The sequence below is a fragment of the Shewanella psychropiezotolerans genome, assembly GCF_007197555.1.
Taxonomy (GTDB): domain Bacteria; phylum Pseudomonadota; class Gammaproteobacteria; order Enterobacterales; family Shewanellaceae; genus Shewanella; species Shewanella psychropiezotolerans.
Genome location: NZ_CP041614.1, coordinates 3,590,252 through 3,617,097, shown reverse-complemented (window position 1 = coordinate 3,617,097; position 26,846 = coordinate 3,590,252). Strand labels below are relative to the sequence as shown.

At 43.2% G+C, this 26,846-nt stretch carries 17 protein-coding genes and 4 pseudogenes; 12 read left to right on the top strand and 9 right to left on the bottom strand.

The features are described from left to right. Nucleotides 1-3: 3 nt before the first annotated feature. A complete protein-coding gene (gene dsbB, locus FM037_RS16025; RefSeq protein WP_144046795.1) occupies nt 4-543 on the bottom strand; it encodes a disulfide bond formation protein DsbB in 540 nt (179 codons plus the stop codon). Nucleotides 544-696: 153 nt separating this feature from the next. Beyond that, nucleotides 697-2,280, bottom strand: coding sequence for a sodium/proton antiporter NhaB (gene nhaB / locus FM037_RS16020; RefSeq protein ID WP_144046794.1), 1,584 nt, complete (start codon nt 2,278-2,280; stop codon nt 697-699). A 306-nt stretch (nt 2,281-2,586) separates the two neighbouring features. Between nhaB and fadR the strand changes: the two genes are divergently transcribed. Together fadR and FM037_RS16010 are read left to right on the top strand one after the other, a co-directional pair. Further along, nucleotides 2,587-3,339 carry a fatty acid metabolism transcriptional regulator FadR gene (gene fadR / locus FM037_RS16015; protein ID WP_144046793.1) on the top strand — a complete coding sequence of 251 codons (753 nt, stop codon included), beginning with the start codon at nt 2,587-2,589 and terminating at the stop codon, nt 3,337-3,339. A 386-nt stretch (nt 3,340-3,725) separates the two neighbouring features. Further along, nucleotides 3,726-5,044, top strand: a pseudogene (locus FM037_RS16010) (short-chain fatty acid transporter). 72 nt (nt 5,045-5,116) lie between these two features. Here FM037_RS16010 and tamB read toward each other — a convergent pair. Both tamB and FM037_RS16000 read right to left on the bottom strand, forming a co-directional pair. Further along, complete coding sequence (gene tamB / locus FM037_RS16005; RefSeq protein WP_144046792.1) at nt 5,117-9,049, bottom strand: autotransporter assembly complex protein TamB; 3,933 nt, start codon at nt 9,047-9,049, stop codon at nt 5,117-5,119. Continuing rightward, nucleotides 9,046-10,913 (bottom strand): annotated as a pseudogene (locus tag FM037_RS16000) (autotransporter assembly complex protein TamA). The gene tamB and the pseudogene FM037_RS16000 overlap by 4 nt, the downstream one beginning before the upstream one ends. A gap of 121 nt (nt 10,914-11,034) precedes the next feature. On the opposite strand from FM037_RS16000, the gene FM037_RS15995 reads away from it, so the two are divergent. Continuing rightward, nucleotides 11,035-12,072, top strand: coding sequence for an isoaspartyl peptidase/L-asparaginase family protein (locus tag FM037_RS15995; RefSeq protein WP_144046791.1), 1,038 nt, complete (start codon nt 11,035-11,037; stop codon nt 12,070-12,072). Nucleotides 12,073-12,133: 61 nt separating this feature from the next. Here FM037_RS15995 and FM037_RS15990 read toward each other — a convergent pair whose 3' ends face one another. Then, on the bottom strand, nt 12,134-13,036 hold the full coding sequence (locus FM037_RS15990) for a LysR substrate-binding domain-containing protein (protein ID WP_144046790.1): 903 nt from the start codon (nt 13,034-13,036) through the stop codon (nt 12,134-12,136). 97 nt (nt 13,037-13,133) lie between these two features. On the opposite strand from FM037_RS15990, the gene FM037_RS15985 reads away from it, so the two are divergent. Further along, entirely contained in the window at nt 13,134-13,748 is a 615-nt protein-coding gene (locus FM037_RS15985) for a LysE family translocator (protein WP_144046789.1), read from the top strand. Between the two features lie 234 nt (nt 13,749-13,982). Further along, the gene (locus FM037_RS15980) at nt 13,983-14,399 is read left to right on the top strand and encodes a CBS domain-containing protein (protein ID WP_144046788.1); all 417 of its coding nucleotides are present in this window, start codon (nt 13,983-13,985) and stop codon (nt 14,397-14,399) included. 572 nt (nt 14,400-14,971) lie between these two features. Here the strand turns inward: FM037_RS15980 and FM037_RS15975 are convergent. Next, nucleotides 14,972-15,877 (bottom strand): LysR family transcriptional regulator, encoded by a 906-nt coding sequence (locus tag FM037_RS15975; protein WP_144046787.1) that lies wholly within the window; start codon nt 15,875-15,877, stop codon nt 14,972-14,974. 139 nt (nt 15,878-16,016) lie between these two features. Here FM037_RS15975 and FM037_RS15970 point away from each other — a divergent pair, with 139 nt between their 5' ends. Both FM037_RS15970 and FM037_RS15965 read left to right on the top strand, forming a co-directional pair. Next, the gene (locus tag FM037_RS15970; RefSeq protein WP_185976839.1) at nt 16,017-16,454 is read left to right on the top strand and encodes a PACE efflux transporter; all 438 of its coding nucleotides are present in this window, start codon (nt 16,017-16,019) and stop codon (nt 16,452-16,454) included. A gap of 88 nt (nt 16,455-16,542) precedes the next feature. Then, nucleotides 16,543-16,656 (top strand): annotated as a pseudogene (locus FM037_RS15965) (integrase); the annotation flags it as partial. Nucleotides 16,657-16,857: 201 nt separating this feature from the next. Here the strand turns inward: FM037_RS15965 and FM037_RS15960 are convergent. Next, nucleotides 16,858-18,069 carry an alpha/beta fold hydrolase gene (locus FM037_RS15960; protein ID WP_144046785.1) on the bottom strand — a complete coding sequence of 404 codons (1,212 nt, stop codon included), beginning with the start codon at nt 18,067-18,069 and terminating at the stop codon, nt 16,858-16,860. Nucleotides 18,070-18,175: 106 nt separating this feature from the next. On the opposite strand from FM037_RS15960, the gene FM037_RS15955 reads away from it, so the two are divergent. The 5 genes from FM037_RS15955 to ltrA all read left to right on the top strand — a co-directional run bounded on the left by FM037_RS15955 (nt 18,176) and on the right by ltrA (nt 25,441). Next, entirely contained in the window at nt 18,176-19,018 is an 843-nt protein-coding gene (locus FM037_RS15955) for a LysR family transcriptional regulator (RefSeq protein WP_144046784.1), read from the top strand. A gap of 1,524 nt (nt 19,019-20,542) precedes the next feature. After that, entirely contained in the window at nt 20,543-21,526 is a 984-nt protein-coding gene (gene hemB / locus FM037_RS15945; RefSeq protein ID WP_144046783.1) for a porphobilinogen synthase, read from the top strand. A gap of 159 nt (nt 21,527-21,685) precedes the next feature. Further along, nucleotides 21,686-22,318 (top strand): DJ-1/PfpI family protein, encoded by a 633-nt coding sequence (locus tag FM037_RS15940; RefSeq protein ID WP_144046782.1) that lies wholly within the window; start codon nt 21,686-21,688, stop codon nt 22,316-22,318. A gap of 80 nt (nt 22,319-22,398) precedes the next feature. Next, nucleotides 22,399-23,244, top strand: a complete 846-nt coding sequence (locus FM037_RS15935; RefSeq protein ID WP_144046781.1) for an MBL fold metallo-hydrolase — start codon at nt 22,399-22,401, stop codon at nt 23,242-23,244. A gap of 766 nt (nt 23,245-24,010) precedes the next feature. Further along, complete coding sequence (ltrA, locus tag FM037_RS15930) at nt 24,011-25,441, top strand: group II intron reverse transcriptase/maturase (RefSeq protein ID WP_144046780.1); 1,431 nt, start codon at nt 24,011-24,013, stop codon at nt 25,439-25,441. 83 nt (nt 25,442-25,524) lie between these two features. Here the strand turns inward: ltrA and FM037_RS15925 are convergent. Both FM037_RS15925 and FM037_RS15920 read right to left on the bottom strand, forming a co-directional pair. Continuing rightward, a pseudogene (locus tag FM037_RS15925) lies at nt 25,525-25,645 on the bottom strand (transposase domain-containing protein); the annotation flags it as partial. A gap of 14 nt (nt 25,646-25,659) precedes the next feature. After that, nucleotides 25,660-26,637 (bottom strand): esterase/lipase family protein, encoded by a 978-nt coding sequence (locus tag FM037_RS15920; RefSeq protein WP_144046779.1) that lies wholly within the window; start codon nt 26,635-26,637, stop codon nt 25,660-25,662. Between the last annotated feature and the right edge of the window lie 209 nt (nt 26,638-26,846).

The following is a 26,846-nucleotide window of genomic DNA, read 5'->3' as shown; positions in this document are numbered from 1 at the left end:
TGATTACCTATAATCGGCGATGAATCCATGTCTCGGCTTACTGGCCGATAAAGCCGGGATAATGAAGAGAACTAAGGCCATCAGGTAAGCAGCGAAAGCCCCAATCATATATTGTCCCATAGTGACTCCCATCATTTCCCAAGGAATATCACTGCACATACCTGTAGGAAGGAAGATTTCAGGCATCCACTCATGGAGCGGCATCCAAGCAGGAAATTCGGGTAGGAAAGAGCAAGTCGCAAATGGAGATGGGTTGGTTTGCATATCGACCAGCTCAAGTGCTAGTTTCAGCCCCCAAGTGGCACTGACCCCCCAGGCTATAACAGCTATTAGCCGAGCAAAACGATTCTTATGGCCGACAATGCCAATCAAGCCCGCGGCTAAGATGCCAAAGATAGCGAGTCTCTGGTAGATGCACATCACACAAGGATCTAATTTCATTACATATTGAAAGAAGAGTGCGCATAACTCGAGTCCCAACGCCGTGCCTGCCAGGATAAGCCAGGCGAGGCGGGATTGAGCGAATCTCGTCATAGAGTTCAAATCATATTCTCCGTAATATTCTTTTATACTGCAGGCTAGGCCCTAGCCAAATTATTGATAAATCATATCGTACAGTGGTGAATGAGCCAATGAAAAACGCCCACGAAGGGCGTTTATAAGACTGGAATAGCGGGTAAAAGTTCAGTATCGGTTTTAATGACCTGTCACTGCACCCACAGCTTCTTTCGCCGAATGGTGAATGAGTATGCCTGAGTCATAGAAGTACTGAGTCATGTGCTCGAGTGCACCTAGCTGAATGGCCAACACACCGACTATGGATAAGACTATGGTGTAAGGTAAAGCCATCCATACCATGCGCCCGTATGAGAGGCGTATGAGTGGAGCAATTGCCGAGGTTAACAAGAACAGGAAGGCTGCCTGGCCGTTCGGTGTCGCAACCGATGGCAAGTTAGTACCCGTATTCACGGCGACGGCTAACAAGTCGAATTGGTCGCGGGTGATCTGTCCGTTGAGCAGAACTGCCTTGAGCTCGTTAATATAGACAGTGCCGACAAAGACATTATCGCTAACCATAGAGAGCAAGCCGTTGGCGATGTAGAAGATAACGAGCTGAGTGTTACCTTCGTAACTCAGTGCCCATTGAATCACTGGTGCGAACAGCTGTTGATCGATAATGACACCGACGATGGCAAAGAATACCGCCAACAGTGCGGTAAAAGGCAGGGCTTCTTCGAATGCCTTACCCAGTGCATGTTCGTTGGTGATACCATTGAAAGCCGTTGCAAGTATGATAACCGACAGGCCTATTAAGCCAACTGAGGCTAAGTGTAAAGCCAAGCCTAGTACCAACCATACACCGATGAGGGCCTGAACGACCAGCTTCATCTTATCGTGTTTAGTACGATGTGCATCTTCATGGGCATCGTAATCCGATAGTATCTTATGTACGGCTTCTGGCAGTTGTACGCCGTAGCTGAAGACCTTAAATTTCTCTACCAGGTAACAGGTCGCTATGCCAGCAATAAAGACGGGCAAAGTGACCGGTGACATACGTATCGCAAATTCGGCGAATTGCCAGTTTGCTTGTGCGGCTATGATTAAATTTTGTGGTTCTCCCACCATAGTACAGACACCACCTAGCGCGGTACCTACGCCGGCATGCATCAATAAATTACGCAGGAAACCGCGGAAGTTTTCTAATTCCTCTTCACACAATTGGTTATTGCCTTCATCTGTATGGTCATGATCATCAGAGAAAGATTTACCCGAGGCTACTTTATGGTAGATGGAGTAGAAACCTATGGCCACGGCAATGATCACCGCGATGACGGTTAATGCATCGAGAAAGGCCGATAAGAAGGCGGACGCTAAGCAGAACATTAAGGATACGGCGACTTTAGAGCGCACCTTAGTGATCATTTTAGTGAAGGCAAACAGAAGTAACTGCTTCATAAAATAGATGCCGGCAACCATGAAGATCAACAGCAAGAGGACTTCTAAATTGGCCTCTATCTCATGCATTACCTGACTCGGTGAGGTCATACCTATGGCAACGGCTTGAATGGCTAATAAGCCACCGGGCTGAAGAGGGTAACATTTTAGCGCCATGGCTAAGGTGAATATGAACTCGATAACGAGTAACCAACCAGCGGCAAAGGGGTTAATATAGAAAATTATTGGATTTATTATTAAAAAAGATATAATCGCGATTTTGAACCACTTGGGTGAATTTCCCAAGAAGTTGTCAATAAACGCCTGACGCATTGTCACAGGCATGGCACCCTCTCAAATTGGTATATGATTGATAGTAAAAAACGACAGTCTATTTGAATCGCCTCAGTTTAGCGTAAAGAAACCATTAATTTAATAGCTTAGTTACATCTAATACTTAAAAATAGCTTAAAAATTAGATCCAAATGGTAAAAACATCCTAAAGTCGTGAAGAGGGGGGGATTTTGTGCCTTTTTGAGAGAGTAAACTTTGATCTTAACCAGTATTACTTCATATAAGGTTTCCATTTTTTCTCGCTCTGGTATGATCAGTGCTCAAAACAACACGAACTAGAGTGGGAAAAGTAACCTGATGACAATTGCCCAAAAACCTCCTTTAACTTCAAAAGATTCGGGGATCATTGAGGCTAAAGGACCGGCGAGCTTTGCTGAAAAATACATTGTCCGATCGATTTGGGAAGATAAGTTCCCCCCAGGTACGATTTTGCCTGCAGAGCGTGAGCTTTCTGAATTAATCGGAGTTACACGAACCACACTCAGAGAAGTGCTTCAGCGATTGGCCAGAGATGGCTGGCTGACGATTCAACATGGTAAGCCAACCCGAGTCAATGATATCTGGGAATCATCTGGTCTCAATGTCTTAGAGACCATTGCCGATCTTAATCCTGCCGGTGAACCTGTACTATTGGAACAGCTACTCTCGGCCCGAACCAATATCAGCGCCATCTATTTCAAGGGCGCGGTTCGCCATAATCCGGACAAGGTACTGGAAGCATTGGAGCTGATCTCGAGTTTAGATGACGATCCTCAGGCCTATGTCGATTTTGATTATCAGCTGCATCATACTTTAGCGTTCAATTCAGGTAATCCACTCTATGTGCTGATCCTTAATGGCTTTAAAGGCCTTTATAGTCGAGTTGGTAAAGATTATTTCACCATACCTAAAGCGCGAGAGTTAGCGTTTGAGTTTTATGAAGGGCTAAGACAACTCGCAGCAGAGAAGAACCACAACGCGATACCGGCTTTGATGCGCAGTTATGGTATCAATAGCGGTAAGGTGTGGCAGAGATTTAAAAATAATCACACTCAAAATACGGAAAATTGACCGTCGCTTTTCTGTTAGCTGAATTATCGAACATCTAGTTAAACTGACCGTAGATCCTATATGGGTGTGTCAGTTTAACTTCTTTATTTGTAGTCTATTGACCAAACCTATTGCACTAGAGTCACATGCAGCTTGGCTGAGTGTCACTTCGACACATTTTCTTCAAGATCTATTTCTAGATAACAAACTTCATCAAAGTGTTATAGAGGATCCCTTCTCAAATACTGACACCGTTATACAGCATCTATAGTGACGCTTTTTCAACAAGGCCATTAATAAGTTAATTAGCAGGCCCCTTTGTTGCTGATTGGTTACTCCCTGTCAATTTGGATTTCTCTTGCGGTTGGAACTCTGCTAGCCTGACTAAAAATTCACTAGGAACCTCCATGCTGGCTAACGTCTCAAAACCATTAGTAAAATTAGTCGATCGGTATTTACCTGATCCGTATATTTTCGTCTTGATGCTCTCCTTAATGGTATTGGCTGCGGCAGTTATCATAGAGGGGAAAACACCACTAGAAGCTGTTAATTACTGGGGTGATGGCTTCTGGTCGCTACTCAGTTTTTCGATGCAGATGCTGCTGGTGCTTATCACAGGTTTTATGCTAGCCAGCTCTCCCCCGGTTAAAAAATTACTTAATTACATCGCAGGGTTTGCTAAGTCTGCCTCTCAGGCAATTATCTTAGTCACCGTCGTTTCACTTATCGCCAGTTGGATCAACTGGGGGTTTGGTTTAGTGGTCGGTGCTTTATTTGCTAAAGCCTTAGCATGTAAAGTTAGAGTCGATTACCGCTTACTCGTCGCCAGCGCCTACTCTGGTTTTTTAGTCTGGCATGCGGGGCTTGCCGGTTCCATCCCATTAACGATTGCCACTCCCGGCCACTTTTCCGAATCAGATATCGGCATTATTGCAACCAGTGACACTATCTTCGCCGGATTTAACTTAGCGTTACTTGCAATATTGTTTGTGGTTATGCCTCTGGTCAATCGGTTGATGTTGCCCGAAGAACAAGACAGTGTATATGTCGATCCGAGTAAGTTTACAGACAACGAAGAGCAAGCCTCTGAAAACCAAGCATCGGAACGGCCCGCCGACAAATTAGAGAACAGTCGTTTACTTGCTTGGAGTATCGGTGGAGCAGGGCTGATGTATTTAGCCTATTACTTCTTTGCTAACAGCGGCAGTTTGAATCTTAATGTCGTCAATTTTTTATTTTTATTTCTCGCCATTATCCTGCATCAAACACCACGTAATTTTCTAAACAGCCTGAACGAAGCGATCAAAGGGGGCGCTGGTATTGTCATCCAGTTTCCATTTTATGCGGGTATAATGGCTGTTATGATGCAATCGGGCTTGGCTCAGAGTATTTCCGAGGGCTTTGTTTCCATCGCCAGTGCTGAGAGTCTGCCCTTTTTTAGTTTTATCAGCGCAGGGATCATCAATATTTTTGTACCATCGGGTGGTGGTCAGTGGGCTGTACAAGCTCCAATTATGTTGCCAGCTGCCGAAGCTTTGGGGGCTGATGTAGCCCGAGTTGCTATGGCTGTAGCCTGGGGGATGCTTGGACTAACCTTATTCAGCCATTCTGGGCACTTCCAGTACTGGCTATCGCAGGTCTAAAAGCTCGCGATATTATGGGCTTCTGTCTGGTGCAGCTCATCATCACCGGAATCATTATTAGTATCGGCCTGAGCTGGTTTTAATCATTTTGATGATGTCACTGAACAGACTTATTTAAATGGCATCACTGAGTATTTCTCAGTTAAAAAGCAAGCCTAATCGATATCGAAGTTATAGTAGATATCTAATGACTGCTCTATGGTGCCCGATACAGTCTCTAAATAGAGCTGTGATAATAAGTAATACCTGACAGTCATCTCATAACCAGGATTAAAGACGCCATAACCATATTTGACCATCAGATCTTCGCCGATGAAACCACTGATAGCCACACGGCCGTCATCATTAGCATCGAGTTGAACATTTGAAAATCCAAGTTTTTCAATTAATCCGGTTGCCGAATCGCCGATGTTATTCACAGCACCACCACCGATCTGATTACTCAAGGTCAGCGCCGCACCCAACATCAAACCACTGTTCTGTTCATTATCATTGCTGTGAAATCCTGTACCCTTGATGATGTATGAGAGTATTTCGGCTTGTTCCTTGGTTGGGCTAGAGAATAAGGTGACAACGGGCTTGAGTGGCGTGCCTGTTATTCTTACTCCGGCCAAGACATCTTCATCTTTGATCTCTCTTACCGCCTCGATATTAAGGTTAGGCACTTCCATTGGGCCAATAAATTGGACTTCACCGGCCTTAATATCTAAAGTTTGCCCCATGAACTTATATTTACCGTCTACAACGCGTATATCACCGTAGAGTAGTGCTGGCTTAAAGGCTTCTTGTTTTAACTCTAAGACGCCTGTTAGCTTACCTTTGAGACCCATTCCATCAATTTTTAGGTTGTCTGCGAGCTTGATTTTTATGTCAGATGTGAGAGCCAAGGGATTTTGATTGATTTCCCCCGTTGAGAGACTGTCGTTAAAGACCACATCTTTAGATACCTCGACGCCTCCTTCGGGCAGCTGCACTATTTTTATATGGCCTGAAGGTACTTCGATTGCACCTTTTATATTGAAACTGTCTTTAGTGAAACTAAAGTCAAGATCGGGTGAGACATTGATGATGGCCAGAGGAGGTTGAATGATAACTAAGTCATTACCGTTAACTTGAATATTGCCATTGAGCGTACCTGTGCTCCAGTCTATGTTGCCTACGAGCTTAGCCTGACCCTCTCCCATGTTCCAGGTTCCATCGAGTAGGGCACGTTGACCTGATAGGGACACCGCAAGCTTAATATCTTCAAAGAGTGTTGGGTTCGCTGCCGCCAGGAGTTCACCATTTTCCAGTAGTAGCTGACCGGAAACATCGGGTTGATCTAATGTGCCCGCTATTTTCAACTCACTGGATATATTCCCCTGTATGATTTCCAGTTGAGGTAAAAACTCTGCCAATGCATTTAAGTTTATCTTATGTAATTTTGTATAACCCGATAGCGTTCGGTCTGGGGTCACCGCGATGTCTAGTCGTCCTTCCCAACTCGCGATATCATGTGAATCGAATCGCAGTTGCGTTGATAATATCTTCTCATCTAGTGAGGCGTGCAGTGCGAGTGTTTTATAACCTATATCCACGCTGCGCTGATTGTTTTTCAGGCTGAGATAACCAGGTTCGAAATCAAGATTCAAGGCACCTTGAGGTTTAGTATCTTTGGCCCATATCAAATGTGAAGATAATTTTGCCGGCGCTTGCCATATCAAGTTGTCGGGCAATATCGGCGCTAATATGGCACCTATGTCTCCCTGGAATTTTATACTGGCATCACCATTTTCGCCAAGCTCGGCTTGGTCATCCAGACAAAATTTGCCATCGATGTTGAGCCAACAAAAGGTACTGAGTAAGCCTGTCTGGCTTAGATTGTCCCAAGATACATTAAAAGGCGCTTCCAGATCCCAATCACCTAAGATAGAACTCAAGCTTAATCTTCTGACCTCAGCGACTAACGTTTCAGTTTTGGTGTTAAGGTTCGAGTATATTTGCGTGTCGAGTCTATACTCTCCCGATGTCTGTAGGTTCAGCTTTTGATGCTGCTCGTCTCCCTCAATACTCAGTGTGATTGAGTCTAGTTGCTGTGTATTATATTTAAACTCTCCAGTATCAAGTGTTAGGGCAAACTCTTGATTATCCAGCGGACGATAGAAACCTTTAATCTGGGCTTGCTCTAGCTTGAAATGTTCAAACTGCAGATCCAGCGCCTTGGCTGAGACTCTGACTTCAGGGTGGTCACTTTCTCCCGACACATTAATCTTAGCCTTGATACTGCCAGATGAATCCGGGTGCCAGAGGTTAAGATCGGGAACATCGAGTTGGGCATTGATTGACCAGTATTCGTCGGCTGTGCCCGAAATGGTCAAAATGGATTGTAAGGCGCTCAGTTTTAAGCTGTCGGCACTGAGATGGAGTTTATTATCCAAGCTGAGATCGCCAATGAGATGAAAAGGGTATCCTTGAATTTCACCCGTTAAATCTGATTGAGATATAGCCACTCGCCACTGTTTTTTCTGCACCTTACCTCGGGTGTTAAACCTACCGCTGATGAAACTCTCCGGTAACGGATTATCAAGGGGTAATGCCAGCTGCTCCATATCAAAATCTATGGCATTGATAGCCGCATTCCAGCTGATGTTTTTTGCGTAGCTGGCATGGCCGGAAATTTCTATGTCACCTAGTTCCCCTTTTGCTCTCAAATGTTTTACTTCGACTTCAGAACCAGCATGTGTCAGCTGGGCGTCGATAGCCAAAATGGGGTGGTAAGGGCTGTTAACTTGTCCTGAGAACGTCAGGTTTTGCAGATCGAGATCACCCACACTTTCAAGGTCGACAGACTGGGCTGAATAGGTATTTTTGTCTAAGGGCCAACCCAGTTGTTTAGATGTGAGAGAAAGATGATAAGCCAGTTTAGGGTCGGCCAGTGCAATATCGCCAGTCAGTGAATAGTCGATATGACCCTTGCCGCTCGATTCTATCTTGAGTCTATTAAAGCCTCCGGATAATGCTAAAGTGGCATGTTGCTGTCCCAATCCCGGTATCTCATCGACATGCCCGGCATCTATGACCGCAATAACATCCATTGGGTAATCATCGATGAGGGATATCTCGCCCTCAAGCTCGACCTTACCATAGGTGTGATGGACCTTAAGGTTCTCGATATGGATGAGGAAACTGTGATAACTGGCTTCAAAGTCTATCTGGGAGAAAAGGTCGTCTCTCTGCCCAAGCCTTAGATGACTCTTGGTGAGGGAAACACGTTCGGCAAATACGGGAATAGGCATAAAAACTCGAGGTAAATCTGCCATGGCCCAAGTGTTATCTTGGTCTATATCTAGTTGTGAATACTTATCTGAATCGCTTGATAATGGAATATCGACCAGCAGATCTTGAGAGGTTAAATAATTCACTCTGATACCTGTTGATTGCCATTGTGCTCTTGTTTGTAGACGCGATACATTGAAATGCATATCATCGACCCTGACTCTGACATTCGCCAAGTCAGCCTTAGTCAGATCTATGCCGAAAGGCAGGGTGATCTCTTCATTGATTTCATCCAGTCCCTCTTGCTCTTTTATATCATTCTTAGCCGGCTTTGTAGCTTCAGTTGCTTCGCTAAGTTCGGCTGTTTCTTTCTCTATTATGGATGTTTGTTGTTCTGAGGGTAAATCAGTATCTATTTCGACAATGACTCTCGACGCTAACAGTTCACTAACACAAAGCTGTTTACGTAGCAGACATAAGGGGTGCCAATCTAAGGTTAAGTCATCCAGCTCTACTGCAACTCCCGGGATCTGCCAACGGACATCCGTGACCTCGAGCCTGTTATTGATAGCACCGCCGACATAGGTGATCTGCAGATCTGGCACTAAAGCATCTGCTAATAACACAGTTATCCGGCTGCCTATATGGGTGCCGATTAAGAGTGCAAATGTGATCAGAAAACCCAGTGGGATATAAACTAAGGTGCGCGAAACAAGCTTGAAGCTTCGCCAAAGCGTGTATAGATAGCCCGTTTTTTTCTCTGGTTTTCCAGTGGATGATTTTGTGGGTTGCTCTGGCTCATTGATGGTAACGTCATTTGATTCTTGGGTCATAGCTCTGCCCCCATAGTCAAATGGATGCGCCATGGCCTGTCTACTGTATCAGTCTCTTTGAGGCCAACACCGAGATCGAGCTTGATAGGTCCGATAGGCGATATCCAATGTAATCCGCCACCCACAGAGACGATGGGCTCTATTTGGTTAACATCGAATGCATTACCCGCATCGATAAAGGTGCCCACACGCCAAGTTGGGGTGACGTAATACTGATACTCGAGACTTCCCACCATCAGGTAACGTCCACCGACAACTTCTCTGACTTCATCGCCACCACTATTGGTGTAGTCGAGGTAAGGTCCCAGTTCCTGATAGCTGTAGCCCCTGATACTCTGATCACCACCGGCAAAATAGCGTAATGAAGGGGGAATAAGGGCTAGCTCATCTTCATCGTCATCGGCTAAGTTTACACCTAAGTCTAATCGAGAAACTATTCTGTGTTTCTCGAAAAAGGTGTTAATCCATTTGTATTTTGTCTGTATACGCGTGAGCTGAATAGCCGAGCCTAAATCGGGATTCGCATACTCAATGCTGTAATACTGAAAAAAGCCAGACTTAGGGTCTAAGGTGTTATCGCCACGGGTGGTTTTGGAGATGCTGGCACCAAAGAGCAGAAACTTGGGTGAGTAGTCGGTACCAGATTGAGTGTAATACTCTCTCATAGCTTCAACAGAGTAATTCATTATCCAGTTATTAGAGAGCCTTTGCTGACGTATTACGGCTATTAGGCCTTTACTCGCCTCGAGTTCACCGGTATTGGTGAACTTGTTATCATTGGGATCGTAGACCTGAGTCACACCGTATTTATCCCTGAGCATACCAAAACGGATTTTTAGTTGATCATCCAAAGGATGGGTCAATGGGATAGTGTAAGTGGTAAGATATTTGGGTCTATCCGGGGACCATTCTAAACTGGTTTCTTGGGAATGCCCGTAGCTGTTTATCTGTGGCGTTCGCCAGTTGATGCTGACTCTTGGCTCGACGGCGCTTTCTGTGGTATTGCCTATATCGACACCTAAACCTAACTCTATCGAGTGACTTGGCTTGGGGCTCAATTCAACCTTGATGGGAACATCTAGCCCTATCGCTTTATCAACCTGAGGCAATACTTTGATGTTAGAAAAGTAGCTGGTGTCTAATAGCTCCCGGTTTAACCTAGATAAACTCCCAGTGCTATAGGGCGAGCCTTTGTCAAATGGAATTAAGGTGTCTAGAAGTCCATCTTGTAAGCTATGGCCTTCAAAACTTACCTCTCCCATACGGTACCTGGGTCCTGAATCATAATGCAGGGTTATCTTCGCCGTGTTTATATCACGGTTAACTTCGATGGAAGACTGAACATAATTACCATCGAAATAACCTCTGGCTAGTGCGAGTGTGATCAACTGAGATTTCATCAATTCGTACTTGCCGTGATTAAGAATATCTCCAGGTTTGATGGCAACTTTGTCGAGCCATTGCAGGATAAACGCGTCTTCGAGGATCTCACCGTCAAAATGTAAGTCAATCCATTCGATGCGGGTGGGCTCTCCAGGGGTCACATCTAATGATAAAATCCAAGGTGAATCAGGACTGGTTTGCACATCTTGTACCATCTCCCCATGGTAATACCCAGAGAATTCAATGCCGCGATCACATTATCTTCGGCATTGAAGATAAAAGCCCGTCGCTGGACTTCTGAGCTTGGTAAAGTCCCTAAATGGGCTTCAATGTTGCGGTTTAGGGAGGCATTCGCTCCTGTGATCTTTAATATTAGGAAATTATTTGCCATTACAGGAAATGCGCTGAGCAGGCTGCTCAATAAAATGATGCTCAGTGGCCATAAGCGGAAAGAAGATAATTGCAAAAAATCGGGCTCTATTCAGTGAGTAAAGAAGGCTGAGTATATTGTCACTATATAATTGATTTCTAGCAAGCTTATGATTGTAATTAGCACTAAAAATGGTTACAAAGAGTGCAAATAAAAATTAAAGGCCTTCAAAGTGAAAAATAAAAACAAAATACTCGCCATTCTGTTAGCTATTTCGAGCGTTTCAAGCTTAGGCGTCGTGGCCGATGATAAGCCGTTTTCAATTGCCATTCATGGCGGAGCGGGAACGATTAAGCCAAGTAATTTTACCCCAGAGAAAGAGCAGGCCTATCGAGACAAATTAAAGGAGGCCGTCGACGCAGGGTACGCGGTTTTAGATAAAGGTGGCTCGAGCCTTAATGCGGTTACCACTGCCATTAACGTTCTCGAGAACTCGCCATTTTTTAATGCGGGCAAGGGGGCAGTCTATACCCACAATGGGCAGCATGAGATGGATGCATCTATTATGGATGGTCAAACCATGAAAGCCGGCGCCGTTGCTGGGGTTAAACATATCAAAAATCCGATAGATTTGGCGCGTCTGGTCATGGATAAATCTGTTCATGTGATGCTCTATGGTGAAGGGGCCGAGGAGTTTGCCTTGACTCAAGGTGTGTCACTGGTTGCCAATGACAGCTTCGACACTCAAGATAGATACGAGGCACTGCAGCGCGCTAAGGCTAAGATGGAGCAAGCTAAACTCGAAGATAAAGATTATCTTGCCGCGCACAGTGAGCTAGATACTGAATATAAGGTGGGTACCGTAGGGGCTGTCGCTCTCGATAAGCAAGGCAATATCAGCGCTGGCACGTCAACGGGTGGGATGACCAATAAGCGTTATGGGCGGATTGGAGATTCTCCAATCATAGGTGCCGGAACCTACGCCGAAAATGGTGTCTGCGCGGTATCGGCGACGGGTCATGGAGAGTACTTTATTCGTTACCAAGTGGCGGGAGATATCTGCGCTAAGGTGAAATATCAGCAGAAATCAATCATCCAGGCGGCGGACGAGGTCATCAACCAGCGTCTAATTACAGCTGGCGGTACGGGGGGAGTTATCGCGATAGATCAGCGTGGCAATATCGCTACGCCATTTAATACCGAAGGCATGTACCGAGCGACCCGCAAGAGCGGCGAAGAGGCGCAAGTGATGATCTGGCGCGATAAGTAACGGCTTAAGAAGTGAATTTAAGCTCATAACGGCTGCTTTGGCGAATCGCCAGAGCAGCCGTTCATTTTTTTCTGTCTATTAAGCGAGTATCTGGGATACACAGAGCTAGATTCTTCTGCAACCAGTCAATAAAACTGGACTCTAACGGGTCGTCATTATTCAACTCCTGACTAAGTAAAATATAACGTTTTCCTGATTTACTAAAACCGAAGGGGGCTATGAGCTTGCCCCTGTTGATGTCATCAACTACCAGTGGATAAGACCCCATGGCGACCCCCAATCCATCGGCGGCGGCTTGCAGACAAAAGTAGAAGTGGGCAAAGCTTTGCTGGGCCCGGGGAGAGGATTGGTGTAAGGCGTTCATGCCTGCTTGTTTGTTCCAGTCAGCCCAGGCATCAGGTCTGGTCTGACTATGGAGGATTTTCATTTGACTCAGATCATCTTTTATCTTGTTCCAATGATCTGCTGAACAGACGGGCCCCACCCATTCATCGACTAACTCAGTGATATGGTGATCGTTTAATGAGACGAAATCATTCCGCCTAATAGCCAGGGATATTCCGTTGGTACCGAGCCTCACGGGTCCTCCGGCCGTCGATAACCTGACATCGCTATTCGGATTATCTTGGTAGAAGTCAGATAATCTGGGCATCAGCCAGCGCATGGTCAATGTGGGTTCGCAGGAGATCTCCAGACAAGCATGTTGTATTTGGGATAACTTGTCGATACCCGCACTCAAGGCTAGAAAGGCTTGGTCTGTATAGCCTTTAAGTAGTTCACCCTCCCGGGTCAGACAGACATGTCGTCCCTGGCGATAATATAAGCTTTGACCCAAATAGGCTTCCAGTATCTTTATCTGCTTGCTCACCGCGCCATGGGTAATACAGAGTTTATCTGCCGCTTCACTATAGCTGAGTGATGATGCGGCGACATGAAAAATATGAAAGGCTTTGAGATGTCTCATTGGTGACTTTTTCTCACAGGTTGACCGATGTTTTTTCGATTATATAAGCTCCCGTCTCCCGCTACAATATGCTTCAACTCAAATTAAAGGAGCAAGTATGGACATTATCAGTCTAGCCGTCATCGGCGCACTCATCGTTGTAAGTCCTGGAGCTGACTTTGTGTTGGTGCTGAAAAATAGTGTCACATCGGGCAGGGCTGCTGGTGTCTGGACTGCGGTTGGCATAAGCTTAGCAATAGGGGTACATATAGGTTACACCTTGCTCGGAATTGGTTACCTAATCTCACATAATGTGTTTCTGTTTAATATAATTAAGTACGCTGGAGCCCTCTATCTCATCTATATCGGGCTGAAAAGTATCCTGACCGCCAATGCTAGCCTGGATGGGATAGAGAAAGATGAATTTCAGCTAAAACCCAGCCAATACCTATTCCAGGGATTTTTGTGTAATGTATTAAACCCTAAGACTATGTTGTTTTTTGTTAGTCTGTTCAGCCAGCTTGCCTCTCCTGAAAGCCATGAGTATCGCTCAATCTTGCTCTATGGTCTGTATATCGCCTTGCTGCATGGACTCTGGTTTGGCGCAGTATCCATACTATTTACCTCAAAGGCACAGCAACACAGGATGACTAAGATAAAGACACGCTTGAGTCAGGTGTGCGGTGCAGGGCTAATGGGGCTTGGGTTCGTATTAGGCGCAAAATCTCTGTAGTGGTAGCCGACACTCATTAGATTCTGGTTGAAAAGGCTCATTGAAAAGAGTTATTGAAGATTTAGATTAGAGGAATCGATTATTTACTGTTCTGTTTTTTAATAACTTATGTATATTGGAGTCATACAGTAATCAATGTGTAGTGTTAATAACAGTAATGTTCAATAACAATACGGTTAAATAAGTAAGCTCCACATCAAAATCATAGAGTCATCAAACGACTGGGGAAGGAATATGGATTCAATTAAAGTAAGCGAATATATGGATCGTCAACCTGTGCTGTTAACTGCGGATATGCCTCTGTCGAACGCCGTTGATGCCTTACTCGTGAGGAATAAGTTGGGGGCTCCCGTAGTCGATGATTCGGGGAAATTGATAGGTTTTCTGTCACAGCAAGATTGTATATCAGTCATGCTCAAGAGCAGTTATCACTGTGACCTGGTGGCTAAGGTAAAAGATTGTATGCGCTCCGAGGTATTGTCAGTGACACCTGATACCAGCGTCTTGCAGTTAGCCGAACAGATGTTAGGCCCTAAGCCTAAGGTCTATCCCGTGGTCGATAATGGCAAGGTTGTCGGCACCATCAACAGAACCAATGTACTCGGTGCGATCAACATCTATATGCAGCAGTGCTATCTGGCACCAGTCTAAGCTTTGATTAATAGATGTTATTAATGAATTGACTCGTTATCAATGGTTTTATTTGCCTAGCTTCGAATGAAGCTAGATTAAATTTTGCTTTGGTTCATTTGATTTTGGTCGTTACTTTTCGTCATTCCGGCAGATCTTTGCTGTTGGAATATGTCATTGAAGCTCGTACCTTCGTTGTTATCTATCGCTTGCAGCGGGTGCCGTGCATGGATGCACAAATGTCGTGAAGGCAGGCCAATGATGTTCCAGACATCATAATGACATTTCCCATATCCCTATGGGTCAGATGTCTAAGAACGACCTGTTGCATATTTCTGCGAGACGCTGTGAATATATCCCTATACGCCCTGCGATTTCATCCCTGAAATCGAAGCTCGCAGCCGCATCTAAACTGGATTATTTATTTCTTCGATTTGGGTTTTGTTGGTAAGCCTAAGCTTTAATTGGTAACAGGTGCCGCTTATCCGACCAAAAAGCGTTACATCTCGAAGCGAGCCCAAAGATGTTCACCTGACTTTGATATACAAAAAGTAATGAGTGGCAAAAGGCAAGACCTGACCCTACTTTTTACCTTAATTCACACTTAATGAATTAGCGTTTTTTTGACTCAATGTTTGTAGTGATGACAATAGATCTTCCAATACAGGTCCAGAAGCATGACGACGCGACACTAAACAGCCCATAGGTGTTAACCAACCATCAAACTCATGAGCGATGGGCAATGCGACTAGCTTTTTCACAGCCAATAGTTCTGTCACTGCTTGCTCTGGTACGATTGTCCACCCTATTCCTCTGCAAGCTAAATCAAGCAGGGTTTGGTGAGTGTTGGCATACCACAGCTTTGAGCTTATCCCATAACTGAACCACAGCTCTTTATGCTCTGAACTGCGATGCACTAATTGGCGATGCCCTTTTAACGCTGTATCATTCACTACAGACAAAGCTGCTAATGCATGTTCAGGTGCCACCACGGTCAAAAAACGGGTTTGGCCTAATGTGAAAAAATCCATATCCACTTTAAGTTCACCATCTGCATACACAATACCTACTTGTGCTTTTCCTTCTCTAACTAGCTCTTCAACATCAAAAGTGGAAGTAGTGATTATTTCCACATCAGTCACAGGGAACTTATCGGCTAACTCTGCCAGTATTTGCAATAAATCATCATTAATTAAGCTTTCATCTATCGCGATAACCAGCTCGTATTCATGCTCTCTTTCTAACGATTCTACTTTTTGATCAAAATATTTTTGTTGATGCAAAATTGATTGAGCAATTGGCAACAACACTTTGCCTTTTTCTGTTAGTGCTGGCGTATTTTTCTCACGGTTAAACAGCTCTTGGTTAATGGAGATCTCTAAGTTGGCAATGGCTTGGCTCACACCAGATTGAGCACGCTTTAATTGACGAGCTGCTGCCGAGAACGATCCACTTTCACATACGGTGACAAAGATTTTTAATTGCTCAAAACTGTACAAGTCATTAGCTCACTAAATAGGTTAAGCATTCAAACTATCACGATTCGTGATGGCTGTTAACTTTATCTCTTTTATTCGCTCTCTATAATCGCAGCTTCATTATTTTTAAATGTATTAATAACGATTAAGAGGCATCGCTATGAAAACCAATGAACGAATTTTCCACGCTGTATTATTTGAAGTATTGGCTGTATCACTGTCTATCATGGGATTAGCTATGTTTACCAATTATGATGTTACCGCTCTATCAGGAACAATGATAGTTGTTGCGACTATCGCTATGATTTGGAATTTTATCTATAACTGGATTTTCGATCAGTTTTTCACAGGCGAGAAAACACAACGCACTCTTTCATTACGCATTTTTCACGTTGTTTTATTTGAATTAGGGTTACTGATCGCCACAGTTCCGGTTATGGCTTACTTATTAAACGTAAGTATCTGGGAAGCCTTTGTGATGGATATTGGCGTAACCATCTTTATCACCATTTACGCATTCACCTTTAACTGGGTATACGACAATGTAAGAGTGGTATTGGTGAGAAGAATGGCAAGAGCTGAGTCTTTGGTAATGTGAGTTTGAAATTAGATGTGATTTAAAGAACAACCCGCTGATTGGCGGGTTGTTTTGATTGGTTTTTTTCTGTCAAAATCCTACTAACTACAATATTCGAGCTGTGCAGCTTTTATTGGGCCATAGCAAAGTCGATAATACGATTCGATACCTTGGTGTTGAATTAGAAGATGCATTGCTACTTTCAGAGGGAACTGATTGCTAGGTAAAGGGAAGCCCTAGTAGTTAGGGTTTCCTTCGTTTAGTGCCAATTCTGGCACGTTTGCCCCAAAGCTTCTCAGAGTAAAAGCTCATTCATATTTTGTTTCTCTGTGTTTGCCTTATCTCAGCTAATGTGAAAAGCAAATGGCAAGGCCTGACCCCAGCCACTTGTACACACGTCCAATTAGACGTATTTCATTTGTACTTATTTGGTTAAAACATTTACTAATGCCTCTGGCATCTCTAGAGGAATGGAGTGGCCTGCCTTTTCTATTGCATAATAACTAGCATTAGGTAGTAACCGTGCAATTTCTTCTCCATGGGCTGGCGGGGTTGCAATGTCCTCTGTACCAGCGAGTACGATAGTATTCACTTTTATTTCTTTCAATGTTTCACATATATCTTCACGCTGAATGACTGCCGCATCCAATGCATGGGCAAACATCGTAGCATCCGCTTTCATTTGTTTATTAATATTTTCCATAGCGTAGATAGGATTAGCCTGTAACCACAACGATGCGTATTTGACCTTTTGCATATCTTCAAATACTCTTTTTATATTTTTTTTATCCAACGACAATAACAAAGACTGACGCTCGCGCCATAGAGTCATATGCGAGGAGCTTTCAGCCCGAGCACTAGTATTAACTAGCACAAGTTTATCCAGCAGTTGAGGATATTTAGCAGCTATCAGTAATGCAATAATACCTCCTTGACTGTGCCCGACTAACGTTACTTTGTTAATGTTATTTTCAATGATCCACAAGGCGATATCATTTGCTATATCATTTAGATTTAATCCTTCACGCCAACCACTCGTACCATGACCTGGCATATCAAATGTCACACAACGAAACTGTTTATCTATGCTATTAAGTAAGGGGTTCCAGAATGTTCGGTCAAGAAATAAGCCATGCAAAAGCACTAACGTGGAACCTTCTCCTTGATCATCCCAACCATATTCCACACCATTTACTAGCGTTGAAAGTTGAGGGTTATTACTATGATGAGTCTTAGATAACATGTGTGAATCTTCAAAAATTTGATAGCGGGTGATCTGGCCGTTACTCGTGGTAAACCGAATAATAAAGTCACCATCAGCAATAGCATTTGTACTCACCACACGATGGCGGAAATGGCCAATAGCAATTACATCAGGCGTAGCATCAATTAATGGTTCTAACTTAAAATCAATCGGTTGAAAGCCCTCTGGGAAACGCTGTAACCACAGTCTAATTGCAGCTTTCCCTTGAACTATACCGACTGTTTTTAAAATAGGGTCACCATCAATATGCCAAATGGCATTTTCACTAACATACTGAAGCGCCGACTCTATATTATGTTCAGAAAAGGCGGCCAAATAAGCATTAACTGTATCAATCGAAGACAGCGGGGAAGTAGATAAAAGAGCATTCATATAATAACTTCTCAGTAGGTAACTAATGTCGATATAAAGTGTAAAAGTTCTCTTGCCAAGTTAAAATGGATAGCATTGGAAATTAGATTTCCATAAATGGAGTGCCATGAATATTGAAAACATCTATTTTTTCACTGCCGTGATACGACATGGCAGCTTAAGTAAAGCGGCATCTAAACTGGGGGTTAGCCCACAAACGGTGGGACGAAAAATTGCAAAATTAGAGTATGAACTTGGTACAAACCTTTTCATTAAGCATCCCACGGGCTATCAACCGACTACTGATGGATTATCATTTTACAAAGACGCTGAAACGGTAGAGAAAACACTAGAATCTTTGCAAGCCAACTTTAAAAGCCAACAGAACAAATTTGAAGGAGTTGTACGAGTAGCACTTCCTGAAATGCTGGCGATACAGATAGTTATACCTCAATTACAGTCCTTTATTAAACAGTATCCAAAGTTAGAGCTGCAAATAGTTACGGGAATATTTAATGTAGGTATAGCGAGAGGAGATGCTGATATTGCTTTACGTTTAAAACGCCCAGAACAAGGAGCACTCACTGTCCGTAAAGTAGGTAGCATGTCATCAGGAATGTTTGTCTCGAAAGGTCAAAATATAGGCCTTGATAAAGTCCCTCTAATAGGCTGGGATAACCACATAGATTTACCTGCCGCTAAATGGCTGACTAAGATCACCAAACGTTCCCCAAGTTTACGCTTCAACACACTTGCTACTCAAGAAGCTGCTATTCGTAGTGGATTAGGTGCTGGAATATTGCCGCATTTCTTATCTGACGGTTTAACCGAAGTTGAAATATCATCCATCAAACCTGAATCCCTATGGTTAGTTAGCCACGCCAGTGAAACTACCACTCCAAGAATTAGAGCCGTTTATGATGAAATCGCCAATATAATCAGCGCCAACCAAAATAGACTTAATGCTTAAGCACAATCTAATAAAAAAAGAAGAGAAAATAAGTATTTAAATAGGGTCCGCACAGCATGCCATCTCATCCCGGTTTAGCGCTGAATATCATTGTCCAGGTAAGGGTAAGGCTTAGAGTGATTGCTTTAAGCCATTTGTTGTTCCGAAATGTACCAAGGGCGTAAATCATTTATGCCCCAAAGTTAGCGAGCCTTCGAATGAAGGCTTAATACATTTTCTGTTTTTAGCTTCTGGCTGAGTTGATATTGGGGAGTGTGTTTTAAGGTCGCCCTTTCATGGTTATCTATCGCCTGCAGCGTGCTTAAGTGCAGATACTTCTGCGAAACGCCGTCAATCCGTCCATGGAGGCTCTACCAAAACATCCTTGTTTTGGAAGCTCGTAGCCGCATCTACACCTGGCTGTTCTACAAGAATGGGGTCTCTTCGATTTAGCTTTATTACTAGGCTTCGTAACTCGTTTCAGCCCGTGCGACGTGAAGTCGTATGAAGCGCTGTTCACCGCTTTTGAGTGAACCATCTGTATCACCAGATGACCCTATGGCTCTGAATAAAGTAGCGAGCCAGACAATGTAACGAAATTTGGTTTTATACCGAATGGGAACAGAATCGTGAGAGGACGTTTTTCCTGATAACCACAAGTCGGGTAAGTGCTAGGGAGTCAGTATGATGAACATATGTGAATCCATGTAAGGTGCGTTATACGAGAAGCAGCGGAAGTGGTTTATACGCTGTGGCCAAAATGGCAACGAGAGCAGGAAAGAGATTGGGCAATGTTCTTTCGTGGTTGTAAAACTCTCCGCACTAGAGTGGGCATCTAACCTGACATTGCGCGACATACGGAACACGGTAAGCCTGTATCACTCCCATTGGGAGAGTTATCTCTGAAGATAGCCGATAGTGGTGCAGGTAAAGGAAGCTGGAGAAAGCCAAAGCTGCATTGTAATGATGCAGATACAGACTGGTGTCTGGCACGAAAGTGAGCCCACTTCCAGCTGGTCTCCCGTTGCAAGAAAGTTTGAAGAACTTTGTTGATGGAGAAACGCAAATGATGACTTCAAATGAAGTTAGTGCCTCTCCTTACGGCGCTTAATGGCAATCCATCAACTGGAAACCTATTGAGGAGCAAGTATTGAAGCTTCAAATGTGCATTGCAAAATCTGGCCTTAGTGGCAGGTGGGTAACATAGTACGCCTTAGTGGAGGCTTGAGCCCAGTGCAGTGAAAGTTGCACGCTGAGGTTCTTAGGAGGGCGGCACTTGGCAACAAGTGCCGCCTATCTGACCTTTACGTGTTAGAGCTATTGTTTGCTACATGTGTTGAGCAAGTTGTTTGACCTGATTTTTGTTATGGATTTATTGTGTTATGTATAAATTAGCTCATATTGTTAATAGTCATGGTGATAAAATATTTAGCTGTAGTTACACAGAACTTTTGATACAGTTTTAAGTCTTATTATGTAAGGTTTAAATTTATTTTCCTTTATTTAAACTGAGTCCCTAACCATATCTGAATAGGTTACTCCAATATGACCATAACTCCATTGCGCCGTTTAAGACGATTACGTAGCTCCGAAGCCATGCGCGATCTATTGCGTGAAAGCCACCTTTTATTAGACAATTTAATCCATCCTTTATTTGTCGAAGAGCAGATCGCTCAAGCAGTACCTATTTCCACTCTACCTGGTATCAGTCGTATTCCCGAGAACTCCCTAGCCGATGAGGTTCGTCAGCTTTATGCTCTGGGCATACGCTATGTTATGCCTTTTGGCATATCCCACACTAAGGATGCTCAAGGAAGTGACACTTGGAATGATGATGGTCTACTTGCTCGTATGGTCAAGACGATAAAATCTGCCGTACCAGAAATGATGGTAATTCCAGATATTTGCTTCTGTGAATATACCGACCATGGTCATTGTGGTGTAATGCAAAACAACAAAGTTTGTAACGACATTACAGTTGAAAATTTAGTAAAACAATCGGTGACCGCAGCTAAAGCTGGTGCTGATATGTTAGCACCATCGGCAATGATGGATGGCCAAGTAAAAGCAATTCGTCTAGGACTTGATGCTGCTGGTTTTCAGGACGTGGCAATTTTGGCACATTCGGCAAAATTTGCATCTTCTTTTTATGGCCCATTTAGGGCCGCAGTAGACTGTGAACTTAGTGGGGATAGAAAAGGCTACCAACTAGATTACGCCAATGGTCGTCAAGCTCTACTTGAAGCATCACTTGATGAGGCTGAAGGCGCAGATATTCTGATGGTTAAACCAGGAACACCATATTTAGACGTGATCTGTCGTTTAAGAAAAGAAACCCATCTACCCATCGCTGCATATCAAGTAGGTGGGGAATATGCCGGTATCAAGTTTGCGGCTCTTGCTGGCGCACTCGATGAGAAAGCGGTAGTAACTGAAACTTTTATTGGGTTAAAACGTGCTGGGGCTGACCTAATTGTGAGTTATTATACGAAACAATATGCCACATGGTTAGCCGAGGGGAAAAATTAAACTTATCAAAACATTACCGAAGTCCCTTGCGTTTGCCTGTAAAATTTAATGTCCAGAAGAGTGTCTCTAGAAGCTGCTGACACTCTTTTTTTGCTATGTAATATGTTGTTTAATGGCTGTTATGCAAATCTCAAACATGAATAACGAGGTATCAAAATCATGTACAACATTGGCATTGTAATATTTGACGATTTTACAGATGTGGACTTTTTCTTAATGTATGACTTACTCGGTAGAACGACTAATAGCTGGGTGGTGTCAATATTAGGAACTAAATCAGAACACCGCTCGCATCTAGGTATGTCGGTAAAGACCGATGGTCATATTTCAGAGGTGATTAATCAAGATGTAGTGCTAATTACTAGTGGCAAGCGTGGCATTCCTGCAGCATTACAGGACGGTGAATTTATGTCAGCTTTAAAACTCGATCCAAACAAACAGTTAGTTGGTTCGATATGTGCTGGTTCGTTTATCCTTCATGAACTTGGATTGTTAAACGGTTTGTTGTTAACGACAAATCCTGACGCTAAAAATGTACTGAAGAAAATGGGCGGCAATGTTCAAGATTTACCTTTGGTCATTGAAGGCAATATTGCTACAGCAGGCGGTTGTCTTTCTTTAGTATACCTAATAGGTTGGGTCGCGGAACGCTTGTTTGATTCAGAGAAGCGAAAATTTATTCAAAACCAGCTAATACCAGCAGGTCAATTGGAGCACTTTGAAGAACTCATTAGCTCTACAATTCTCTTAGCAGAACAAGAAAGCATAAATCGAATAACCTCTAAAAGGTAGTTGTGCATTGTTCGCTTATTCAGCGCTTGAGCATAAAGTAGATCCTCCAATAATTATAGAGTTGTAAAAAGGTAGTAGTTATGATTCTTACTTCATTAATTGATAATACAAGATTGAATAATAGAACAGACCTAGAAATAGAAAGAGGGCTTTCTATTCATGCTAGTACTATGGGAAAGAGTATATTATTTGATGCAGGAAGCAGTAGAGCCTTTTGTGATAATGCACGTTTATTAGGTGTAGATATTAAAAGCGTTGATGCAGCAGTGATTTCACATCGCCATCATGATCACTGTAATGGAATTACGCACTTCCTAGACCAGAACTCTAAGGCCCAAGTGTATTTACGTGAATGCGAAGACACAAATTATACTTTTAAAACTTTGGGTTTTAAAATTGATGTAGGTATCAATAAACAGTTGCTTACCAAAGATGCCAGTCGCATGACGTTTATTAACCAAATGACTGAAATATTGCCCAATATCTTTATAATAACTGATTTAGGTAATAAGTATGAAAAGCCAGAAGGTAATAAGTACCTATTTACTGGGTCAGGTGAGAGTTGTAAGTCTGATACATTTGATCACGAATTATTGTTGGTCATAAATGAACATGATGGGCTTATAGTCTTTACTGGTTGTGCTCATAGTGGAGTTCTAAATATGATAGATACTGCACTTAATAATTTCCCTAACACTAAAATAAAAGCTGTCATTGGCGGTTTTCATTTAGTCGGATTACCATTATTTAATAGTATCGGTGGAACTAAGAAGCAGATCGAAGAGATTGGTGAATCAATGTTAAATTACCCAATAGATAAGTTGTATACAGGTCATTGTACAGGAATGAAAGCCTATAATATCTTGAAAGGTGTGCTTGGTGAACGCTTAGAATATTTTCCAACAGGTCGCAGCGTTAGCATTTGATTTTATTTCTATTAAGACATTAAATCAGTATTTTTATTACATTTCGCATTGTCACTCCCCTCTTTTTAGTGCCTCTGGCTACAGCTAGTACTGTAGCTATAAACGTTTTATTACAGCGCTATCGAGCAAACGATTGCCATACTTTTCCTAATCAAAATCTCATGAACTAGAATCACACTTCTAGCTCATTTCTGTCCGTGCGACCTGAAGTCGTATGAAGCGCTGTTCACCGAGATAAGAGTGAACCATCTGTATCACCAGGTGCCCCTAGGATCCTGAATAAAGCAGCGGATCCGACAATGTAACGAAGCTCAGCAATTTGCTGAACGGGAACAGAATCGTGAGAGGATGTTCCTCCTGATAACCACAAATCGGGTGAGTGCTAGGGTGTCAGTATGATGAACATAAGTGAATCCATATAAGGTGCGTCACACGAGAAGCAGCGGAAGTGGTTAATACGCTGTGGCCAAAAGGCAACGAGAGTAGGAAAGAAATTGGACAGTAGTCTTTCGTGATCGATACGCTCTCCGCACTATAGTGGGCATCTAACCTGACGTTGCGTGACATACGGAACAGGGTAAGCCTGTATTACTCCTTCTTGGAAGGTTGTCTGCGAAGACAGCTGATAGTGGTGCAGGTAAAGGAGGCTGGAAAAAGCGAAAGCCGTGTTGTAATGATGCGGATACAGGTGGTTATCTGGCGCGAAAGCGAGCTGACTTCTAGCTGGTCTCCCGTTGCAAGATAGTTTGAGGAACTTTATTCAAGGATAAACGCAAATGGTAGCTTCAACAGAGTTAGTGCCTCTCCTGACGAGGCTCAATGGCAAGCCATTAACTGGGCTGCTATTGGGCAGCACGTATTAAAGCTTCAAATGCGCATTGCAAAAGCAACCCGAGAAGGTAAACGCGGCAGAGCGAAAGCCTTGCAGTGGATACTAACTCACTCAAAAGCAGCAAAGCTTCTTGCTGTTAAACGAGTATCTCAAAACAAAGGCAGTAAAACGCCAGGAATAGACGGCATCATCTGGAACACCGATGTCCGTTGTATGGCGGCGGTCAATCAACTGAGCAGAAAAGGCTACCAAGCTAAACCGCTCAGGCGTATCTATATCCCCAAGAAAAACGGCAAACTCAGACCCCTAGGCATTCCTTGCATGATAGACAGGGCGCAACAAGCCCTTCACCTTCTTGCATTAGAGTCTATCTCTGAGACCATTGTCGACCCAAACAGTTATGGTTTTCGACCTAACCGAAGTACTGCCGATGCCATCGCGCAATGCTTCAAATGCTTGTGTCAGAAAAACTCTAGCCAATGGGTTCTTGAGGGAGACATCAAAGCCTGTTTCGATAAGATTGGTCATCAATGGCTTATCGATAACATTCAATTAGATAAACGAATGCTGAAACAATGGCTTGGGTGTGGTTTTGTTGACAAAGGATTGTTCTATAAAACGGCAGAGGGAACACCACAAGGTGGGATAATATCTCCTACTCTTATGCTGCTCACGCTTGCTGGGTTAGAACAATTGGTTAAGTCTATTGCTCGTAAAACAGGTGATAGGGTTAACTTCATCGGATATGCAGATGATTTTGTAATAACGGGGACTTCACAGGAGTTCTTACTTAACGAAATCAAACCGCAGCTAATTGGCTTTCTACAAGAAAGAGGCTTAACACTTTCTGAAGAGAAAACGTATGTCACTCATATTGATGATGGTTTTGACTTTCTGGGATTCAATCTTAGGAAGTACAAAGGCAAACTGCTTATTAAACCAAGTAAGAGCAATGTATTATCATTTTTGAGTAACTTACGCGAACTCATCAAAAAGCACGCAACTATTCCAGTAAACGATCTCATTAAGATTTTGAATCCGAAGCTGAGAGGATGGGCGAATTATTATCGTCATTGTGTGGCAAAGCGAACTTTCGATTATGTAGGCCATCAACTTTTCTGGTTGTTATGGCGATGGGCGGTAAGGCGTCACCTAACGAAAAACAAAGACTGGGTACGTCGAAAATACTACATGAATCGCATAGGTGGGTGGCAATTCCACGGCTGGCAGAAAATCGCCAACATGGACTGCCATTTTAATCTGGTTCAGATAGCTCAAACGCCGATAAGGAGACATGTGAAAATCAGGAGCGCTGCTACGCCATTCGATCCTCAATACCTAGCCTATTTGGTTAATAGGAAGTAACCGATCAATATAGAACGGCCTTGCAGTAAGCTAAGAAGTTTGCACAAGTCTGACATGAGCGGGTTGTCGGCAAACTTAGTCTTTCATACTAGTGGCGGCGTAAGTTCTTCAACTTTTGAAGCCGGGGGGCCGGCTCACGCGTTGCAGGACATCAACGAGGTAAGTATAGGGATTAACCCCTTGCAGACGGCAGGTAACCAGCAAAATATAGCGCTTAATTAAATCTTAGTGGTGCGATTTACTTTCATTTCTTTTGACCCAAATAGATCTAAAACTGCCCGCTGATGAAGCTCACTGTGATTGGCATCAATTATATGAACCTCTACATCGCTTAGGGGATTATGTGTTTCCGCTTTAGAATATCTAGACTTATCAGTAAAAACCCCACGCCCTGGAGTTACCCAATCAACTCCCCCTTTTGGGGCTACACCATCTTTACCACCGGATACGTGTATATATGCATTAGTCCCTTCTTTAATTTCACTTAAGGAGGGGAGGTGATCTTTCCTAATTGGAGTTCCTAAAGTTATAAGGTGATTGATGTAGCCGCTTCCGTTTTGTTTAATAGCTTCAAATACCACATTACCTCCATGACTGTGAGCTATTATATTTGTTTGAATGTTGTTTGATGTGTTTTCTGAAATTCGCTCAGAAAGTGCTCTGCCGGCCTCAATTCGAGCCACCCGATGATTTTTACCACTCCACTGCATAGCTGTTATCTTACCACCATACCTAGTTCTAATGCGTTGATTTATGTCTATATTAGGTCTAGTCCACCCAACTAAAGGAGCGTCAGGATTAAACGTCCCATGGATTAAAATTGTCTCAATCATCTCAGGTCCAGAGTTACCCCCTTCCACAAATTTAATGTTTCCTGACGAGTACAAAGCTTTATTTAGTCGGTTAAGCCCCCCCGAAGTCATATTATTTCTTTCTTCTTCCGAAAGTGGAGGCTTTGCAGGTTTAGACTCTCCATCGCGAAACCCTGTATGACTCTTTGTTACATAAATATTTTTTTTATTTCCATCATGAATGTCTGAAATAAGTTTGTCAGTATCCTTGACGTTGAAAACAGTAGAAGTTCCTCGGAAAGCCGGGTTCAAGTTTATTGGCTCCTCCACTGGTTTAATCGAAGTAATCGATACCGCGAGAGATTTAGTTTTTGTCGGTTTAATCAATGGTTTATATGATGGCATAAAAAATGATATTCCTATTAAAATTAATTATAGATTTAAATCTCCCCCCTTGGGCAGGGTTAACGCATCAACGACTATTTATTGAACAGCCTAACGAGGTATGCTTATTTCTGGTGTATGGGCTAAGAGGATAGCGACGCATCATCTTTGAAGATGGTGTAAAACAATCAACTTACAGAGGACTCCGTCGCATGGATAATCATAATGTT

Excerpts from the sequence above, each read along its gene's own strand:
- nhaB (WP_144046794.1), bottom strand. The coding sequence starts at position 2,280 with ATGCCTGTGACAATGCGTCAGGCGTTTATTGACAACTTCTTGGGAAAT.
- fadR (WP_144046793.1), top strand. The coding sequence starts at position 2,587 with ATGACAATTGCCCAAAAACCTCCTTTAACTTCAAAAGATTCGGGGATC.
- tamB (WP_144046792.1), bottom strand. The coding sequence starts at position 9,049 with ATGACCCAAGAATCAAATGACGTTACCATCAATGAGCCAGAGCAACCC.
- FM037_RS15990 (WP_144046790.1), bottom strand. The coding sequence starts at position 13,036 with ATGAGACATCTCAAAGCCTTTCATATTTTTCATGTCGCCGCATCATCA.
- FM037_RS15985 (WP_144046789.1), top strand. The coding sequence starts at position 13,134 with ATGGACATTATCAGTCTAGCCGTCATCGGCGCACTCATCGTTGTAAGT.
- FM037_RS15980 (WP_144046788.1), top strand. The coding sequence starts at position 13,983 with ATGGATTCAATTAAAGTAAGCGAATATATGGATCGTCAACCTGTGCTG.
- FM037_RS15970 (WP_185976839.1), top strand. The coding sequence starts at position 16,017 with ATGAAAACCAATGAACGAATTTTCCACGCTGTATTATTTGAAGTATTG.
- FM037_RS15960 (WP_144046785.1), bottom strand. The coding sequence starts at position 18,069 with ATGAATGCTCTTTTATCTACTTCCCCGCTGTCTTCGATTGATACAGTT.
- FM037_RS15955 (WP_144046784.1), top strand. The coding sequence starts at position 18,176 with ATGAATATTGAAAACATCTATTTTTTCACTGCCGTGATACGACATGGC.
- hemB (WP_144046783.1), top strand. The coding sequence starts at position 20,543 with ATGACCATAACTCCATTGCGCCGTTTAAGACGATTACGTAGCTCCGAA.
- FM037_RS15940 (WP_144046782.1), top strand. The coding sequence starts at position 21,686 with ATGTACAACATTGGCATTGTAATATTTGACGATTTTACAGATGTGGAC.
- FM037_RS15935 (WP_144046781.1), top strand. The coding sequence starts at position 22,399 with ATGATTCTTACTTCATTAATTGATAATACAAGATTGAATAATAGAACA.
- FM037_RS15920 (WP_144046779.1), bottom strand. The coding sequence starts at position 26,637 with ATGCCATCATATAAACCATTGATTAAACCGACAAAAACTAAATCTCTC.